Origin of the sequence: Enterobacter sp. BIDMC92 (assembly GCF_001030225.1) — a bacterium.
Lineage (GTDB): Bacteria > Pseudomonadota > Gammaproteobacteria > Enterobacterales > Enterobacteriaceae > Enterobacter > Enterobacter sichuanensis.
In genome coordinates, this window is sequence record NZ_KQ087598.1 from 1,283,809 (window position 1) to 1,301,036 (window position 17,228).

Sequence of the window (17,228 nt, forward strand, 5' to 3'; positions counted from 1 at the left end):
CAGAGTATGACTATCCCAAAATTAACCGCTTACGCGCTGCCAACTGCCGCAGAGCTACCAACCAGTAAAGTGAACTGGGCCTTTGAGCCTGAGCGTGCCGCGCTGTTGATCCACGATATGCAGGAATACTTCCTGAACTTCTGGGGCGAAAACAGCGGGATGATGCAGCAAATGGTGGCGAACATTGCTAAACTTCGCGCGTACTGCAAAGCGCATAATATTCCGGTGTACTACACCGCCCAGCCGAAAGAGCAGAGTGATGAAGACCGCGCGCTGCTCAACGACATGTGGGGGCCGGGCCTGACCCGCTCGCCGGAGCAGCAGCGTATCGTCTCTCAGCTAACGCCGGACGAAGCGGACACCGTGCTGGTGAAGTGGCGCTACAGCGCGTTTCACCGCTCGCCGCTGGAGCAGATGCTGAAAGAGACGGGCCGCAACCAGCTGCTGATTACCGGTGTGTACGCCCACATCGGCTGCATGACCACCGCCACCGATGCCTTTATGCGCGACATCAAACCGTTCTTTATTGCCGACGCGCTGGCGGATTTCACCCGCGATGAGCATCTGATGTCGCTGAACTACGTGGCCGGGCGCTCTGGCCGCGTGGTAATGACCGACGAGCTGCTGCCGTCGGTTCCGCCATCAAAAGCCGCGCTGCGTGAGCTGCTCCTGCCGCTGCTGGACGAGTCCGACGAGCCGATGGATGACGAAAACCTGATCGACTACGGTCTGGACTCGGTGCGCATGATGGCGCTGGCCGCCCGCTGGCGCAAAGTGCATGGCGACATTGATTTCGTGATGCTGGCCAAAAATCCCACTCTCGACGCCTGGTGGGCGCTGCTCTCCCGCGAGGTGCTGTAATGGGATTTGACTTCACCGGTAAAACCGTCTGGGTGACGGGGGCGGGTAAAGGCATTGGCTATGCGACGGCGCTGGCGTTCGCTGAAGCGGGCGCACAGGTAACCGGGTTCGACCTGGCGTTTCCGCTGGGCGATTATCCCTTTGCGACCGAAGCGCTGGACGTGGCGAATGATGCGCAGGTCAGCGAGGTGTGTGGTCGTTTGCTCACTACCGTTGAACGTCTGGACGTACTGGTTAACGCGGCCGGTATTCTGCGGATGGGGGCAACCGACCAGCTCTCGTCGGCGGACTGGCAGCAGACCTTCGCGGTCAACGTTGGCGGCGCGTTTAATCTGTTCCAGCAGACGATGGGCCAGTTTCGCCGTCAGCAGGGCGGGGCGATTGTGACGGTGGCTTCGGATGCGGCGCATACCCCGCGTATTGGCATGAGCGCCTACGGCGCCTCGAAAGCGGCGCTGAAAAGCCTGGCATTGACCGTCGGGCTGGAGCTGGCGGCCAGCGGCGTGCGCTGCAACCTGGTGTCGCCGGGTTCAACGGACACCGATATGCAGCGCACGCTGTGGAAAAGCAACGATGCAGAGCAGCAGCGCATTCGCGGCTTTGGCGAGCAGTTTAAGCTCGGCATTCCGCTCGGCAAAATCGCCCGTCCGCAGGAGATTGCGAGTACGGTGCTGTTCCTCGCCTCCGATGCCGCCAGCCATATCACCCTGCAGGATATTGTGGTGGACGGTGGCTCCACGCTGGGGGCGTAATGATCTGGAAACGTCATTTATCCCTCGATGAACTGAACGCGACCAGCATGAACACCCTGGTGGCGCATCTTGGCATCGTCTATACCCGCCTCGGTGACGACACGCTGGAAGCGGAGATGCCGGTGGACGCAAGAACCCACCAGCCATTTGGTCTGCTGCACGGCGGAGCCTCGGCGGCGCTGGCGGAAACGCTCGGCTCGATGGCCGGGTTTCTGATGACCCGGGACGGGCAGAGCGTGGTGGGAACGGAACTGAACGCCACCCATCATCGCGCGGTGTCGCACGGTAAGGTGCGCGGGGTGTGTCAGCCGCTGCATCTGGGGCGTTCCAGCCAGAGCTGGGAGATTGTGGTCTTCGACGAGCAGGGACGGCGGTGCTGTACCTGCCGGTTGAGTACGATGGTGCTGGGTTAGTGTTGTGTGGCCTGTTGCCCTCACCCTAACCCTCTCCCACAGGGAGAGGGGACAGTGTCGTGCAAAATTAGAGCATTGAAACGACGCGCTTAAGTAACCGAATTCTCGGCGCTATGGACGCTTTATCCAGCCACTCCGCGGGGCTGTGGAACCCGGCGCCAACGGGCCCGAAGCCGTCAAGCGTCGGGATGCCGAGCGCCGCGGTGTGGTTGGCATCGCTGCCGCCGCCAACCGCCTGCCAGGTAATGGCGATACCTTCCGCTTTCCCCGCCGCTTCAACCTGCTGCATTAGCGCCTGCGTTGCAACGCTTGCTGCCATCGCCGGTTTGTGGTTGACCCGCGTCAGCGTGGTGGTCACGCCGTCTAAAAAGCCTTTTTCACATAACGCCTCCAGCGCCTGATTTACCCGGTCGTACTCATCGTTTTCCCAGAAGCGGACGTCCAGTTCGGCCACAGCTTTATCGGCCACCACGTTGGCCGCGCTGCCGCCCTGTATCACCCCGACGTTGAGAGTGGTACCGCGATCGAGGTTGCTCAGGGCATTAATGGCGATAACGCTGTTCGCCAGGGCGGTAATCGCCGAGCGGCCTTTTTCCGGGTCGTTACCCGCATGCGCCGCCACGCCGTTGAAGGTGAGGTGATAGCCCGCCATGCCTTTCCGCGCTTTCACCAGCGAGCCGTCGGCGCGGGCGGCTTCGCAGACCAGCACGCAGCGGGAGCGTTTTGCCAGCGCGCCAATCCATTCATGGGAATAGACGGAACCCGTCTCTTCGTCCGGGTTCATCGCCACGGCTATCGCCAGACGTTCTTTGTCAGCGGTGTCCAGTTCGCGCATTGCCCATAAAATATTCAGCAGTCCGCTCTTCATATCCGAGACGCCGGGGCCGTACAGGCGAGTATCGTCCTCGCTCAGCGGGCGCCCGGCCACTGTGCCAGCGGGAAACACGGTGTCCAGATGGCCCACCAGCAGCACGTCAAACTGTTGTGCCTGCGGTTTGTTGCAGACGAACACGCCGGGACCCACCTTATCGCCCAGGTTTACCTGTTCGGTATGCCAGCCCTCGCGCTGCCAGAGCTGCTGCATAATGCCTGCCACGGTGGCGACGCCTGCAATCGTCTGGGTTCCACAGTCTACGTTCACCAGGCTTTTCAGTTCTTCGATGTAATGGTCAAGATTCATGTTCACGTCCTGTTCAGAGAATAATGCGCATCAGCAGCATGGCTAAGAATGCGTTGACTACCGAGATGGCGATCATCAGCGGAATGCGCCTGGCGCGGGTGCCGATCACCCCCAGAATGCGGCCCAGGTATTGCACTTGCGAGCCCATCAGGTAGATGGCAGGTGCCAGAATCGCCAGGTGTTCGCCGGTGAGAATGCCCTTATCAAACAGGCCAATGGCGACGCCTATCCCACCGCCCATCGACATCCAGCCGCCAATCAGCACAGCGGCGGCTTCGCCCGGCAGGCCAAACAGCCCCATCAGCGGGGCGAAGAGCATCCCCAGTCCTTTTAGCGCGCCGGTGATCTCCAGCGCTTTGATGATGATAAACGCCATTACCACGTTGGGCAGGGTGCTGCTGGTGGCAATGCTCCAGCCTTTGCGTGCCCCCTCGACGAAGACATCAGTGATAACCGGGTTGGATTGTGGAGCACTCATGCGGCGTCTCCTTTAGCAGTGCAAGAGAGGAGCAAACGCAGCAGATTTGCCCCCACGATTTTCATGATGAACATCACAGCGATGCAGGCGCCGATGGAGGTGGGAACGGCAGCCGTGCCGTCGACGGCCACCAGCGTAAAGAGGATGGCGCCGGAGGAGAAAAAGTTGGTGATCATCGCCCCGGCGGAAAACTGGAACATGGCGAAGACATCTTTCTCTTTTTCGCTGATTTGCCCTTCATCAGACAGGTTTCGGGTGAGGGACGCGCCCACGTCGGTGCTTTGCAGGCTGCCTATCAGCGCCAGCCCGGTGGTGCCGGGAATGCCCAGCAGGGGGCGCAGCAGCGGGGTTAAGAGCTTGCGGGCGGCACGCAGGGCGCCGTAGTGCTCCAGCACGTTGATCATCCCAAGCGCAAACATCACGGCCGGAATGAGACCGAGCGCGAAGAGAAAGCCGTCCATCGCACCGCTGCCGCCTGTGCCGCGAAAGGCGCTGCTGGCCGTCGTCAGAGTGCCATCCTCCAGGCTGGCTTTACTGACCACTTTGCCAAACGCACCGTTAAGGGTGGTGAAATCAAACACGCCGTACCACTCTTTTCCGCCCAACAGGCCAGAGAAGAAGACGGCTGCAAACGCCAGGGCGAAGTACGCGCCGGGCCCGACCTTACTATCCTGAGGTACTGAACTGTTCATATCCTTTTCCTTGTGTGCACGCCATTGCGCAGGGTCATTCTGGCGGGGTTTCGGGCAAAAAAAATGATACAAATCATCCCGTAAGGCCGGGGCGGGACGAAAAAGGCAAAAGTGTGACCGGTGACGGTACGAAAGTGATCGGCTTAACAATGTGGTGTAAATGTCTGGTTTGACCACGCATTATTGCGTTTCAAAGTTGTTAAATTTTCGCTGTTGTTCTAGAAACAAAATGTAACATCTCACTGTTTTCACAACAACGGATCACCATTATGAACAACTCAGGGAAACACCTTTTATGGGCAGGGCTCTCCGTTGTGGGAGCCTTTGCCCTGGGTTATATCGCCCTCAACCGGGGGGAACAGATCAACGCGCTGTGGATCGTCGTTGCCTCCGTCTGCATTTACCTGATCGCGTACCGTTTTTATGGCCGCTATATCGCGAAGAACGTTTTAGCGGTTGACGCCACGCGCATGACCCCCGCCGTTCGCCATAACGACGGGCTGGACTACGTTCCGACGGACAAGAAAGTGCTGTTCGGTCACCATTTTGCGGCGATTGCCGGAGCGGGCCCGCTGGTGGGGCCGGTGCTGGCGGCGCAGATGGGCTATTTGCCGGGGATGATCTGGATCCTTGCCGGCGTGGTGCTGGCGGGGGCGGTGCAGGACTTTATGGTACTGTTCGTCTCCACCCGCCGCGACGGCCGTTCGCTGGGCGAGCTGGTGAAAGAGGAGATGGGGGCCACCGCCGGGGTGATTGCGCTGGTGGCGACCTTTATGATCATGGTGATCATCCTTGCGGTGCTGGCGATGATCGTGGTGAAAGCGCTGACCCACAGCCCGTGGGGGACCTACACCGTCGCGTTCACCATTCCACTGGCCATTTTTATGGGGATCTACATTCGTTACCTGCGTCCGGGACGCATTGGTGAGGTGTCGGTCATTGGTCTGGTGCTGCTGGTATTCGCCATTATCTCCGGCGGCTGGGTAGCGGAAAGCCCGACCTGGGCACCGTTCTTTGACTTTACCGGCGTACAGCTCACCTGGATGCTGGTGGGTTACGGCTTTGTGGCGGCGGTGCTGCCGGTGTGGCTGCTGCTGGCGCCGCGCGACTACCTCTCCACCTTCCTGAAAATCGGTACCATTGTCGGGCTGGCGATCGGCATTCTGATTATGCGCCCGACCCTGACCATGCCGGCGCTGACCAAATTTATCGACGGCACCGGCCCGGTCTGGACCGGCAACCTGTTCCCGTTCCTGTTTATCACCATCGCCTGCGGTGCGGTGTCGGGCTTCCACGCGCTGATCGCCTCCGGCACTACGCCGAAGATGCTGGCGAATGAAAATCAGGCCTGCCTGATTGGTTACGGCGGCATGTTGATGGAGTCTTTCGTGGCGATTATGGCGCTGGTCTCCGCCTGCGTTATCGACCCGGGCGTCTACTTCGCGATGAACAGCCCGATGGCGGTTCTGGCGCCGGCGGGCACCGCTGACGTTGTGGCGTCTGCTGCTCAGGTGGTGAGCGGCTGGGGCTTTGCGATTACCCCTGATACGTTAACGAGTATTGCCAGTGAAGTGGGCGAGCAGTCCATTATCTCGCGAGCGGGCGGTGCGCCTACGCTTGCGGTCGGTATGGCGTATATCCTTCACGGTGCGCTGGGCGGGCTGATGGATGTGTCGTTCTGGTATCACTTCGCCATTCTGTTTGAAGCGCTGTTTATCCTGACGGCGGTGGATGCGGGAACCCGTGCGGCGCGCTTTATGCTGCAGGATCTGCTGGGGGTGATCTCCCCGAACCTGAAGCGTACTGAGTCGTTACCGGCGAACCTGCTGGCGACAGCCCTGTGCGTGCTGGCGTGGGGCTACTTCCTGCATCAGGGCGTGGTCGACCCGCTGGGTGGGATTAATACCCTGTGGCCGCTGTTCGGGATTGCCAACCAGATGCTGGCAGGCATGGCGCTGATGCTGTGTGCAGTGGTGCTGTTTAAGATGAAACGCCAGCGTTATGCGTGGGTGGCGCTGGTACCAACGGCCTGGCTGCTGATTTGTACCCTGACGGCGGGCTGGCAGAAAGCCTTCAGTCCGGACAATAAAGTGGGCTTCCTGGCGATTGCCAACAAGTTCCAGGCGATGATCGACAGCGGTAAGATCCCGGCGCAGTACACGGAATCACAGCTGTCGCAGCTGGTCTTTAACAACCGTCTGGATGCCGGGCTGACCATCTTCTTTATGGTGGTGGTCGTGGTGCTGGCGTTGTATTCTCTGAAGACCGCGCTGGCGGCGCTGAAAGAAGACAAGCCGACGGCGAAAGAGACACCGTATGAGCCAATGCCTGAAAACCTGGAAACGATTGTCACCCAGGCGAAAGGGGCGCATTAACCTTTGTGCCGGGTGGCGGCTTCGCCTTACCCGGCCTACTTTTCCTGTGAGATGAGAATGATGTTCGACACCCTTTCCAAAGCAGGTAAGTACCTGGGCCAGGCCGCCAAAATGATGATCGGCGTACCGGATTACGACAACTACGTCGAGCATATGCGCGTCAACCATCCGGACCAGACGCCAATGAACTATGAAGAATTTTTCCGCGATCGCCAGGACGCCCGCTACGGCGGCAAGGGCGGGGCGAAGTGCTGTTAACCCTCTTTCGGTAAATAGAGGCTGATCTGTTCCTGCTTACAGCCGTAAAGTGCCGCGAGTTTTTCGCGGGTACGCTTTTGCGGGCGAGAGTCCAGCGCTTCCAGCTGTGACACGGCGGACTGGCTGATGCCTAGTTTCTCTGCCACCTCCTGCTGGGACATGCCGCGCAGGATGCGCCATGCGGCCTGCAGGCTGACGTTCTGCCAGGTCATGATGCTGCAAACCTCGCCAGGAAGCTCAACGTCATCCAGACTATCGTGTTCGACTTCAATATCCTCCAGGTCGTCGTCGGTTTCGTCGTCAATTTCTGCCATTTGTAAGAGCATACGAAAATATTCGTGATAGGGAATAACGACGTACTGCGTTTTCCCGTTATCGTCCTTGATTAGCTGTACAGCCATAGGTTGCACTCTCCTCATGCAGGTAAGTCGTTGAAGTTCTACGCTTGATGGCCAAAACATAACAATGGTCATCGGGATCGTCCCGAAGCGTATAGATGATGCGGTAATCGCCAACGCGTAGCCGGAAATGATCTTCTGTCGCCGATATTTTTTTGATATCGGGCCGGGGAGCGGAACGGTCATCCAGTTCAGCAAGCTTTACCTCAATGCGTCGCTGATACCGCTCGTCAATCTTTGAAAACGCCTTCTTTGCACCATTGGACCAGACAATCTTCATCCGTACCTCCACTGTACGCCCACACAAAATATAAGGAAATAATAAGACTATTAGATAAATTCCGAATTTCTTATGGGGTACTGTAGAGCGGAGAATAAACGCCGGTAAGAGGCAAAACGCATTCCCTCGAGGCGGCTTCAAAACGCCTCTGCCGCGCGACAGAGGCTTGCAGAGAATGTGCGATCAGGCGTTCAGACCGCCGTCCACGTCCAGCCCTGTGCCGGAGATCTGCCCGGCGACCGGGCTGGCAAGGAAGGTGACCGCCGCGGCGATATCCTCCGGCTGGCCGTAGTGACCGAGGGCAATCATCTGGCGCTGAGCTTCCGCCTGCTCTCCATCCTCTGGGTTCATGTCGCTGTTGGTAGGGCCTGGATGGACCAGGTTAACGGTGATGCCGCGCGGGCCTAAATCGCGCGCCAGGCCGCGGGTAAGAGAGTTGAGGGCGGACTTCGTCATTGAGTAAACGGCAATGCCCGGCATGGCCACGCGGTTAGCCAGACAGCTGCCAATGTTAATGATGCGCCCGCCGTCAGACATATGCACCAGAGCCTCCTGAATAGCGATGACCACCCCTCGAATATTGACGTTGATCAGGGCGTCAATGTCCGCCAGCGTCATGGACTCCAGCGGGCCGCCGCGCGCGATCCCGGCGTTGTTGACCAGAATGTCCAGCCCGCCGAGGGAGCGCGCCGCATGGGTGACGGCATCCTGAATGGCCTGCGCGCTGGCGCTGTCGGCCTGCACCGCTTCACCGTGCCGCCCAAGCGCCTTAATTTCATCGGCAACCGCCTGGGCTTTATCGGCAGATTTTTCATACGTAATAACCACGTCGGCACCGGCGCGCGCCAGCGACAGCGCGATAGCGCGACCCAACCCACGGCTGGCGCCGGTAACCAGCGCCTTCTTACCTGTTAAATCGATCTGCATGATGACCTCGTTGCGAGAGTGGTGAGAATCATCATTAGGTATAGTTCCTCGGGGCGATTAACGGCTGAAGTATTCCACCTTCTCAAACGCCGCGCGCAGAACCTCAGGCGTTAACGTCACCGGCAGATAATGAATCGACTCTACCGGGCGCAGGGTATGAGCAATGACCTTATCCAGTTCCTCGCGGTTATGGATATCGACCTCCAGCGCGCGAAGCGTGGTCGGCAGGTTGAAACGCTGATACGCCGAGATAAGCTGTGCCAGCACGTCCTCCTGACCGAGCAGAGCGCTTTGCACCAGGATGCCGTAGGCCACCTTGGTACCGTGCAGGTATTTTTCCGTTTGCGGCAGCACGGTTAAGCCATTATGCACTGCATGCGCCGCCGCCACGCGGGTGTAGCGCTCGCCCAGGCCGCCGACCATCCCGCCACCGGCAATAACGGCATCCACCACGTCTCTGAATGCCTGGGTTTGTTCGCCGCGCTGCTGGTCAGCCAGCGCTTCCTCGCTGTGCGCCAGCAGCACGTCGCGGATTGCCAGCGCGCCGTTAATGCCCAGCCGCACGGTCAGCGGCAGGTCTTCAGGCCGAGGCGCGAGCACCACCGCTTCATACCATTTCGCCAGCGTATCGCCAATCCCCGCCAGCAGGTACTCCGCCGGGGCGTTGAGAATGATATGCGGCTCGACCAGCACCAGGAAGTTGGCGTCGTCGAAAATCTCAAACTGCAGCGCCTGACCGGCGTCGTTGTACCAGACGGAAAGTGGCGTCCACGCTGCACAGGTGGCGGCGATGGTCGGAATTGCCACTACCGGGATACCCAGACGGCGAGCCACCGCTTTGGCGGTATCGAGCAGCGCACCGCCGCCAACGCCAATCACCACGCTCGCCTCGCTGCCGGCTTCATGCACCAGGTGGGTGACGTCACGCTCGCTGCAGTGGCCTTTAAACAGCAGGTGTTTCGCCCCCGGCGCGTTAAAACTCTCCGGCAGGAAAGGGCGCGCGCCTTCGATGGCGCGCTCGCCGTAAATCCACACCGCGCGGGAAAGCTGTTCCGGGGTAAAGAAGTCATTCAGACGCGCAAGGCTTCCGGAATGGGAAAAGTAGTTCGCCGGGCCAGGTACGACGCGGATATCGGTGGTGCTCATGAAGGTGTCCTTTTTTAGCAAGCGCTAACCCGATGTTATGTCTGGACATCCGGATGGCTAATAATATTTCGCTTTAACTTATGCCTTTTCCGTCGTTGTCAGTCAACCGGAGCTGTGAAAAATTCGCTAAATCAGAAGAGTAATGAAGGATTTACGCGGATGGTTTCCAGTCGCCTTGAGATGCGCGGTATCAGCCTGGCCTTTTCCGGCTTTCAGGCCCTGTCGCGCGTGAATTTCACCCTAACCGGCGGATCGGTGCATGCCCTGACCGGTGCCAATGGCGCGGGGAAATCAACGCTGATGGCGGTGCTGTGCGGAACGCACGAACGTTATGAAGGTGAGATCTGCATTAATAACCAGCCGGTGACGATCCGCGAGCCGCTGGACGCCAAACGGCTGGGGATCCATCTGGTACAGCAGGAAGTGGATGTGGCGCTGATCCCGGGATTAACCATTGCCGAGAACATCATGCTCGATACGCTGGCGCAGCCGGGACATCGCTTCAGCTGGCGTACGCTGCGCCAGCAGGCGAGACAGGCCCTGGCGCAGCTGGACGTCTCTCTTGACGTACGCCGCGTTATTGATAGCTGTTCGCTTGCCGAAAAGCAGCAGATTTTGCTGGCGCGGGCGTTGTCCCATCACTGCCGTTTTTTAATTCTGGATGAGCCCACTGCGCCGCTGGACGCCCACGAAAGCGAGCGCCTGTTTGCTGTGGTCAGACGTTTACAGCAGCAGGGCATCGGCGTGGTGTTTATCTCGCACCGCATTCACGAGCTGAAAGCCATTTGCGACACCCTGACGGTGCTGCGCGACGGCAAGCTGATTGAGTCCGGTCCAATGGCGGATCTCAGCGGCGAGGCGATTGTCGAGAAGATGCTTGGCCACGTGCTGAGCGATATCTACCCGCCCGCGCGCCCTGCACACGGCGACGAAACGCTGCTACGCGTGGAGGGGCTGCACGACGACGCGCTGCTGAAAGATATCTCCCTGCACCTGCGCAAAGGCGAAATTCTCGGCATTGCCGGGCTGGCGGGCGCAGGCAAAACCGAACTCTGCAAGGCGTTGTTTGGTGCCAGCAAAAGCCGCGTGGCGCGCGGTGAGCTGAATCATCAGCCCTGGAAACCGCGCGACCCGGCGGATTCGGTGCTGCGCGGCCTGGCGCTGGTGCCGGAGGAGCGGCGCAAAGAGGGCATTTTTATCGACGAGCCGGTGAGCATGAATCTGGCGGTGACGGCGGATAACAGCTTCTCGCGCTGGAGCCTGTTCGGCCATCGTCAGGCGTGGCGCTGGGCGGAAGAGGTTATCGCCCGCGTCGGCGTGCGGGCGCGCGGGCCGGGGCAGGTGCTGCGCCGTCTGTCCGGCGGTAACCAGCAGAAAGTCGCCATCGGCAAATGGCTGCGCAATGACGCCAGCGTACTGATATTCGACGAACCGACCAAAGGCGTGGATGTGAAGGCCAAAACCGACCTGTTCCAGCTGATTGACGGCCTGGCGCGCGAGGGCAAAGGGGTCATTTACGCCTCCGGCGAGTTTGCCGAGCTGGTGGGGCTGTGCGACCGCATCTGTGTGCTGTGGGACGGACGTATCGTGGCGGAAATCGCCGGGGCCGAGGCCCGTGAAGAAACCCTGCTTTATTATTCAACCGGAGGAACGGCGTCGTGAGTAAGGCCCTTTCAGTGAACGCGGCGGCGTCTGGCCGTCAGCAGATTTTCGATTTTCTCTATAAGTGGGGCATGTTGCTGACCGTCGTCGCGCTGGTGGCCGTTTTTGGCCTGGCGTCGGACAGCTTCCTCGACCCGAATAACATCATCAATATTCTGCGTTCGATTGCCATCGTGACGGTGATTGCCATTGGCGTGTCGATTTCGCTGACCATCGGCGGGTTCGATCTCTCCGTGGGATCTACCGCGTCGCTGGCGAACGCGCTGGTGATTTCACTCTTCGTCTGGCACGGCTTCGGCACCACCGAGTCGATTCTGATCACCCTCGCGCTCTGCACGCTGGTGGGGCTGTTTAACGCCTTTCTGATCGTCATCCTGCGTATTCCGGATATGCTCGCGACGCTTGCCAGCCTGTTTGTGATCCAGGGCGTGGCGATGACTTACAGCTACGGCGGGTCGATCACCGAGAACATGGTGCTGCCGAGCGGTGACATGGCGGAAGGGACCATTCCGGCGGCGTTCAGCCTGCTGGGGCAGGTGCCAACCATCGTGATCATCATGCTGGCGGTGACCATTCTGGCGCAGCTGGGCCTGTCATTGACCACCCACGGCCGTCGGATGTACGCCATCGGCGGTAACCCGGAAGCGGCTCGCCTTTCCGGCATCCGCACTACCCGTTACAAGGTCGCGGCCTACGTGATTGCCTCTCTGCTGGCGGGCCTGGGTGGGATTTTGCTGGCCTCGCGCATCGGTTCGTCGCAGGTCAATGCGGGCGGCGGCTACCTGATGGATGCGGTGGCGGCGGCGTGGATCGGCTTCTCGCTGGCCGGCTCCGGCAAGCCGAACGCGCTGGGAACCCTGGTCGGGGCGATCATTCTTGGCGTGCTGTCGAACGGGCTGGTGATGCTCTCGGTGCCGTATTACGCCATGGACATTATAAAAGGGCTGGTGCTCGCGGTAGCGCTGGCGATTACCTACATACAAAAACGCTGACAACACAACGGGATAAAAAATGAAAAAGATTGCACGCTCTTTGGTGGCATTAGGGTTATTCGCTGCTCTGCCTGGCTTTGCGGCCACGCCGGCACCGCTTCCACCAGCCATTGCTAACCACGACGGCCCGATCCGCATCGCGGTGATCCGCAACCTCGGCTCAGACGACAACACCACGCAGTTTATTGCCGGGGCGATTCAGGAAGGCAAGAAGCTCGGCTTTAAGGTCAGCACCTTTTTAAGCAACGGGGACGATGCCAAATTCCAGGACTTCGTGAACCAGGCCATCAGCCAGAAATATGACGGGATTATTCTGTCCCAGGGGCGCGATCCGTATGCGACTGCGCTGGTGAAGAAAGCGGTGGATGCCGGGATCAAAGTCGCGGTATTTGATACCGCGGTGAACGGCGAGATCCCGGGCGTGACCGTTACCCAGCAGGACGATGCCTCCCTGACCAATCTCTCCTTCGGCCAACTGGCGAAAGATTTCAACGGCAAAGCCAATATCGTCAAGCTGTGGGTGGCGGGTTTCCCGCCGATGGAGCGTCGTCAGGCGGCCTATAAAGCGCTGCAAAAGCAGTATCCGGAGATCAAAGAGCTGGAGTCTATTGGCGCGGTCTCGTCTGACGTGCAGGGTGACACCGCCAACAAGGTGGGCGCGATCCTGGCGAAATACCCGAAAGGTAAAATCGACGCCATCTGGGGCACCTGGGACGCCTTCAGCCAGGGCGCCTATAAGGCGCTGAAAGAGAACGGCCGCACCGAGATCAAGCTCTACAGCATCGACATCTCCAACCAGGATCTGCAACTGATGCGCGAGCCGGGCAGCCCGTGGAAGGTGAGCGTGGCGGTGGATCCGAAGCTGATTGGGGCCACCAACGTGCGTCTGGTGGCCAATAAAATTGCCGGTGAACCGACCCCGGCCACCTACGATTTTAAAGCCGCGGCCATCCCGCAGGCCCTGCTGACCGCCCAGCCGGGCGCGGTGAACGTAGCGTCGCTGGGGAAAATCATTCCAGGCTGGGGCCAGACGGAAGATTTTATCGCCCCGTGGTTTGCGACGCTGGAAGCGAAAAATAAATAAAACAAGCCGGGTGGCGGCTGCGCCTTACCCGGCCTACATTTTGCACCCGTAGGCCCGGTAAGCGCAGCGCCACCGGGAGAAAGGAATCCACTATGTCAGCATTACCCACCCCCGAATACAGCCGCAATATGCGGCTGATTGGCCATAGCGACCAGGGCGGTCGCCCTGACGGCGTGCAGCTGATGGTGCACCGCGGATTCGCCTGGATCGGCCATATGGTGTCGCAGGGCTTTTCGATAGTGGACGTGCGCGACCCGAAAAACCCCAAACCCGCGGGCTATGTTCCCGCGCCGCCCGGCACCTGGAATGTGCACCTCCAGGCGCATGACGATCTGCTGCTGGTGATCAACGCCCGGGATCTGTTTGCCGATGCCCGCTTTGCCGACGAGAAGGTTTACTACACCCGTCAGGTGGGGGAGACCGTCAGCGACGTGCAGGACAGAGGCTGGAGCGCCGGGCTGCGCGTGTTTGATATCTCCACGCCGGACAAGCCGCGTGAGATCGGCTTTCTGTCACTGAACGGCATCGGCATTCACCGCATCTGGTACGTCGGCGGGCGCTGGGCCTATGTGTCCGCGCTGATCGACGGTTTTACCGACTACATCTTCCTGACCATCGATCTGGCCGATCCGCGTAAGCCCGAAGTGGCAGGGCGCTGGTGGCTGCCGGGGATGAATCAGGCGGCAGGGGAAAAGCCTGACTGGCCGGAAGGCAAACGCTATGCGCTGCATCATGCGATCGTCGCAGGCGATACCGCCTACGGCAGCTGGCGCGACGGCGGTCTGACGCTGCTGGACGTGAAAGACCGCACCCAGCCGACATTAATTAGCCATCGCAACTGGAGTCCGCCGTTTGGCGGTGGGACGCATACCGCGCTGCCGCTGCCCGACCGCGATCTGCTGGTGGTACTCGACGAAGCGGTGCTCGACAATCAGCAAGACGGCGAGAAGCTGATCTGGCTGTTTGATATCCGCGAGCCGGCAAACCCGGTCAGTATCTCGACATTCCCGCAGCCGGATGAGAGAGACTACGTGACGAAAGGGGCACACTTCGGACCGCATAATCTGCATGAAAACCGGCCGGGGAGCTTTGTCAGCTCAACGCTGATTTTTGCCACTTACCAGAATGCTGGCATACGCGCGTATGACATTTCCAATCCGTATCGTCCGGTGGAAACCGGTGCGCTGGTGCCTGCTGCGCCTGAGAGGATGATGGACACGCGGCCGAATCGCCCGCAGGTGATCCAGTCATGCGATGTGTTTGTGGATGCGCAGGGGATTATTTACAGCACGGATTATAACGGCGGGCTGTCGGTGATTGAGTATCTGGGGTGAGAGTTTGCCCGGTAAGCGCAGCGTCACCGGGCAAACGGTCTCAGCTGTACTGCCGAACCCGTGCCACCAGCTCTTCCACGCTGTCGATACGGTCCGCAATCACAATCAACGCCTTGCCGAGCGTAATCGCGTGGCGCAGGCATTCGTGGCGCATGGCGTCATCCGCGATGGTGTCGATATCCGCCACGTGTGAAAGCCCTACGCTGCGGCGGATCAGCTCGGTGCCACTGAAGCCAATGGCATCGTGCCAGACTTTTTTCAGAAACGCGGAGGCATAGCCCGGTACGCTCAGCGCGGCATCGCGCGTTTTCTCATGTGCCAGCGCCTGGAAGCGTTCCGCGAAGGTGTTCCAGAGTTCCTGAATATCGGTCAGGCGCTGTTCGCGCGCGGCGGCGGCATCGCGAATGCCCAGATGCCCCGGCAGGCCGCAGAAATTGAGCAGCAGGTTGCCGATGGCGGTACCCACGTCAAAGCCAATCGGGCCCACGTAGCCGAACTCAGCGTCGATGGCCTTCAGGCTATCTTCCGCCACGAATATCGATCCGCTGTGAATATCGCCGTGCAGCAGCGCTTCGGCATGCGAGAAGAAGCGATGCTTGAGTGAGGCCACGGCAATTTTCAGCTGAGCGTCGTCGCGCAGGGCGGCGACGTCGCTTTCCAGCTCGGCCGGGTAGCTGTTGCGCGCGTGGATCTGGTACGGATCGTTGAAGAACAGATCTTCCGTGATCTCGCACATCTCAGGGTTAATGAACTTCGCCACCTGCGCTTTTTTATCGTGCGGGTGCAGGTAGAAATCGCTGGTGTGGAACAGCGTGTGTGCCAGGTATTCCCCCAGCTGACGTGCGGCCTGCGGGTAGTGATGATTTTTAATCAGCTCGCCGCGCCAGATGCGATGGCTGGAGAGATCTTCCATCACCATCACCGCCAGCTCCGGGTCGTAATGGTGGATTTTCACGGTGTGCTGCGGGCTGTGCCGGTAGTGCTCGACCAGCGTTTGCGCCTCCAGGCGCGCGCGGTCCAGCGTCAGCGGCCAGGACTCGCCAACGCAGCGCACGTAAGGGAGTGCCTGCTTAACGATGATACGGCTCACGCCCTGGGCATCGTAAATTTTGAAAACCAGATTAAGGTTACCGTCGCCCACTTCCTGCGCCTCTACCAGCGATGAGGGATTATCAAGGCCGCCAAACTGCCTGGCATACTCCACGGCGTCCTGGGCGGTAAAGGTACGGTATTGCGACATTGCCTGCTCCTCACTGATTTTGCGAATAAAGACATGTAGACGTCTATACATCTGGATTTCATCCTGACACAATGTGCTACAACAACGCAACAGGGAATTAACGACATGCAGACAATACAGACGACCAGCCTGCGGGTGACGGATAATCAGCTCTTTATTCTCGACCAGCAGGCGCTTCCGCAGGAGAAACGCTGGCTGGACGCGACAGCGGTAGAGGCGCTGGTGGGGCATATTCATGCCCTTCGCGTGCGCGGCGCGCCGCTGATTGGTCTCTCTGCAAGCCTGCTGCTGGCGCTGTTGGCCGAAAACGGCAAAAGCCGTGATGAACTGGCGCTGGCGCTGGAAACGCTGCGCGCCTCCCGGCCGACGGCGGTTAACCTGATGAACAACCTCGACCGCATGAAGCTGGCGCTCTGGCAGGAAGATTTTCTGCCGGCGCTGACGGCGGAAGCGTTGCGTCTGATTGATGAGGATAAACAGCTCTGCGACGCCATCGCGCGTGCGGGCAGTGCGCTGGTGAAGCCCAGTAGCCGTCTGCTGACCCACTGCAACACCGGCGGTCTCGCAACCGCGGGCGTGGGTACCGCGCTTGGCGTTATTGCCCGTGCGTATCAGGAAGGTAATGTCAGCAACGTCTGGGTGGATGAAACCCGTCCGCTGCTGCAGGGGGGCAGGCTGACCGCATGGGAGCTTGGCGAGCTGGGTGTGCCATATCAGCTCATCACCGATTCCATGGCCGCCAGCCTGATGGCGAAAGGGCAGGTCGACGCCGTGTGGGTAGGGGCCGACCGCATTGCCGCCAACGGTGATGTGGCGAATAAAATTGGCACCTACTCTCTGGCGGTGCTGGCGAAATTCCACGGTATTCCGTTCTACGTTGCCGCGCCGCAGACCACGCTCGACCCGGACTGCCCGAACGGGGACGCGATCCCCATCGAGCAGCGTGCCGCCAGCGAAGTGACGGGCGTGGCGGGGAGCTTTGGCGCGGTGCAGTGGGCACCGGAAAATGCACGGGTCTATAACCCGGCCTTTGACGTTACGCCTGCCTCGTTGATTAGCGGCTGGGTACTGGACACGGGCGTGATCACGCCGGAAGCGGTGGCAAACGGGAAATTCGCCTGACTCCGGCTATCCTTTAAGGGGTTCCCCTGAGAGG

Annotated in this window: 18 protein-coding genes; 10 read left to right on the forward strand and 8 right to left on the reverse strand. The window is 59.9% G+C overall.

The annotated features are described in order from the left end of the window. Positions 1-6 precede the first annotated feature (6 nt). Genes SP99_RS05775 through entH form a run of 3 tightly spaced genes read left to right on the forward strand, consistent with a single transcriptional unit; the run spans position 7 to position 2,026 of the window. Positions 7-861 carry an isochorismatase gene (locus tag SP99_RS05775; RefSeq protein ID WP_047957993.1) on the forward strand — a complete coding sequence of 285 codons (855 nt, stop codon included), beginning with the start codon at positions 7-9 and terminating at the stop codon, positions 859-861. Beyond that, positions 861-1,613 (forward strand): 2,3-dihydro-2,3-dihydroxybenzoate dehydrogenase EntA, encoded by a 753-nt coding sequence (gene entA, locus SP99_RS05780; protein ID WP_047957994.1) that lies wholly within the window; start codon positions 861-863, stop codon positions 1,611-1,613. Before SP99_RS05775 ends, entA begins: the two co-directional genes overlap by 1 nt. Further along, positions 1,613-2,026, forward strand: coding sequence for a proofreading thioesterase EntH (gene entH, locus SP99_RS05785; RefSeq protein WP_047957995.1), 414 nt, complete (start codon positions 1,613-1,615; stop codon positions 2,024-2,026). The genes entA and entH overlap by 1 nt, the downstream gene beginning before the upstream one ends. A gap of 67 nt (positions 2,027-2,093) precedes the next feature. On the opposite strand, the gene SP99_RS05790 is transcribed toward entH, so the two are convergent. Genes SP99_RS05790 through SP99_RS05800 form a run of 3 tightly spaced genes read right to left on the reverse strand, consistent with a single transcriptional unit; the run spans position 2,094 to position 4,376 of the window. Further along, on the reverse strand, positions 2,094-3,206 hold the full coding sequence (locus tag SP99_RS05790) for a M20 family metallopeptidase (protein ID WP_047957996.1): 1,113 nt from the start codon (positions 3,204-3,206) through the stop codon (positions 2,094-2,096). A 13-nt stretch (positions 3,207-3,219) separates the two neighbouring features. Continuing rightward, complete coding sequence (locus SP99_RS05795; RefSeq protein WP_045286221.1) at positions 3,220-3,684, reverse strand: YjiG family protein; 465 nt, start codon at positions 3,682-3,684, stop codon at positions 3,220-3,222. Continuing rightward, on the reverse strand, positions 3,681-4,376 hold the full coding sequence (locus SP99_RS05800; RefSeq protein ID WP_047957997.1) for a nucleoside recognition domain-containing protein: 696 nt from the start codon (positions 4,374-4,376) through the stop codon (positions 3,681-3,683). The genes SP99_RS05795 and SP99_RS05800 overlap by 4 nt, the downstream gene beginning before the upstream one ends. 269 nt (positions 4,377-4,645) lie before the next feature. On the opposite strand from SP99_RS05800, the gene cstA reads away from it, so the two are divergent. Together cstA and SP99_RS05810 are read left to right on the forward strand one after the other, a co-directional pair. After that, positions 4,646-6,751 (forward strand): pyruvate/proton symporter CstA, encoded by a 2,106-nt coding sequence (gene cstA / locus SP99_RS05805; RefSeq protein WP_047957998.1) that lies wholly within the window; start codon positions 4,646-4,648, stop codon positions 6,749-6,751. A gap of 60 nt (positions 6,752-6,811) precedes the next feature. Then, positions 6,812-7,009: a YbdD/YjiX family protein gene (locus SP99_RS05810; protein ID WP_047355420.1), complete on the forward strand. Its 198-nt coding sequence runs from the start codon at positions 6,812-6,814 to the stop codon at positions 7,007-7,009. Here the strand turns inward: SP99_RS05810 and SP99_RS05815 are convergent. From SP99_RS05815 to SP99_RS05830, 4 genes are all read right to left on the reverse strand, one after another. Next, the gene (locus tag SP99_RS05815; protein ID WP_025756303.1) at positions 7,006-7,410 is read right to left on the reverse strand and encodes a helix-turn-helix domain-containing protein; all 405 of its coding nucleotides are present in this window, start codon (positions 7,408-7,410) and stop codon (positions 7,006-7,008) included. The two genes, SP99_RS05810 and SP99_RS05815, sit on opposite strands and share 4 nt — an antisense overlap. Next, positions 7,382-7,687, reverse strand: coding sequence for a type II toxin-antitoxin system RelE family toxin (locus SP99_RS05820; protein ID WP_047957999.1), 306 nt, complete (start codon positions 7,685-7,687; stop codon positions 7,382-7,384). The genes SP99_RS05815 and SP99_RS05820 overlap by 29 nt, the downstream gene beginning before the upstream one ends. 183 nt (positions 7,688-7,870) lie before the next feature. Continuing rightward, on the reverse strand, positions 7,871-8,614 hold the full coding sequence (locus tag SP99_RS05825) for an SDR family NAD(P)-dependent oxidoreductase (protein ID WP_047958000.1): 744 nt from the start codon (positions 8,612-8,614) through the stop codon (positions 7,871-7,873). A gap of 57 nt (positions 8,615-8,671) precedes the next feature. Next, positions 8,672-9,760, reverse strand: a complete 1,089-nt coding sequence (locus tag SP99_RS05830; RefSeq protein WP_047958001.1) for an oxidoreductase — start codon at positions 9,758-9,760, stop codon at positions 8,672-8,674. Between the two features lie 159 nt (positions 9,761-9,919). On the opposite strand from SP99_RS05830, the gene SP99_RS05835 reads away from it, so the two are divergent. The 4 genes from SP99_RS05835 to SP99_RS05850 all read left to right on the forward strand — a co-directional run bounded on the left by SP99_RS05835 (position 9,920) and on the right by SP99_RS05850 (position 14,832). Next, positions 9,920-11,422, forward strand: a complete 1,503-nt coding sequence (locus SP99_RS05835; RefSeq protein ID WP_047958002.1) for a sugar ABC transporter ATP-binding protein — start codon at positions 9,920-9,922, stop codon at positions 11,420-11,422. After that, positions 11,419-12,414, forward strand: coding sequence for an ABC transporter permease (locus SP99_RS05840; RefSeq protein WP_045286213.1), 996 nt, complete (start codon positions 11,419-11,421; stop codon positions 12,412-12,414). The genes SP99_RS05835 and SP99_RS05840 overlap by 4 nt, the downstream gene beginning before the upstream one ends. Positions 12,415-12,433: 19 nt before the next feature. Continuing rightward, positions 12,434-13,498 (forward strand): sugar ABC transporter substrate-binding protein, encoded by a 1,065-nt coding sequence (locus tag SP99_RS05845; RefSeq protein WP_047958003.1) that lies wholly within the window; start codon positions 12,434-12,436, stop codon positions 13,496-13,498. Positions 13,499-13,590: 92 nt separating this feature from the next. Next, a complete protein-coding gene (locus tag SP99_RS05850) occupies positions 13,591-14,832 on the forward strand; it encodes an LVIVD repeat-containing protein (RefSeq protein ID WP_047958004.1) in 1,242 nt (413 codons plus the stop codon). A gap of 40 nt (positions 14,833-14,872) precedes the next feature. Here the strand turns inward: SP99_RS05850 and mtnK are convergent, their stop codons facing one another. Then, a complete protein-coding gene (gene mtnK / locus SP99_RS05855; protein WP_047958005.1) occupies positions 14,873-16,072 on the reverse strand; it encodes an S-methyl-5-thioribose kinase in 1,200 nt (399 codons plus the stop codon). A gap of 105 nt (positions 16,073-16,177) precedes the next feature. Between mtnK and mtnA the strand changes: the two genes are divergently transcribed. Further along, a complete protein-coding gene (mtnA, locus tag SP99_RS05860; protein ID WP_047958006.1) occupies positions 16,178-17,194 on the forward strand; it encodes an S-methyl-5-thioribose-1-phosphate isomerase in 1,017 nt (338 codons plus the stop codon). Positions 17,195-17,228 lie beyond the last annotated feature (34 nt).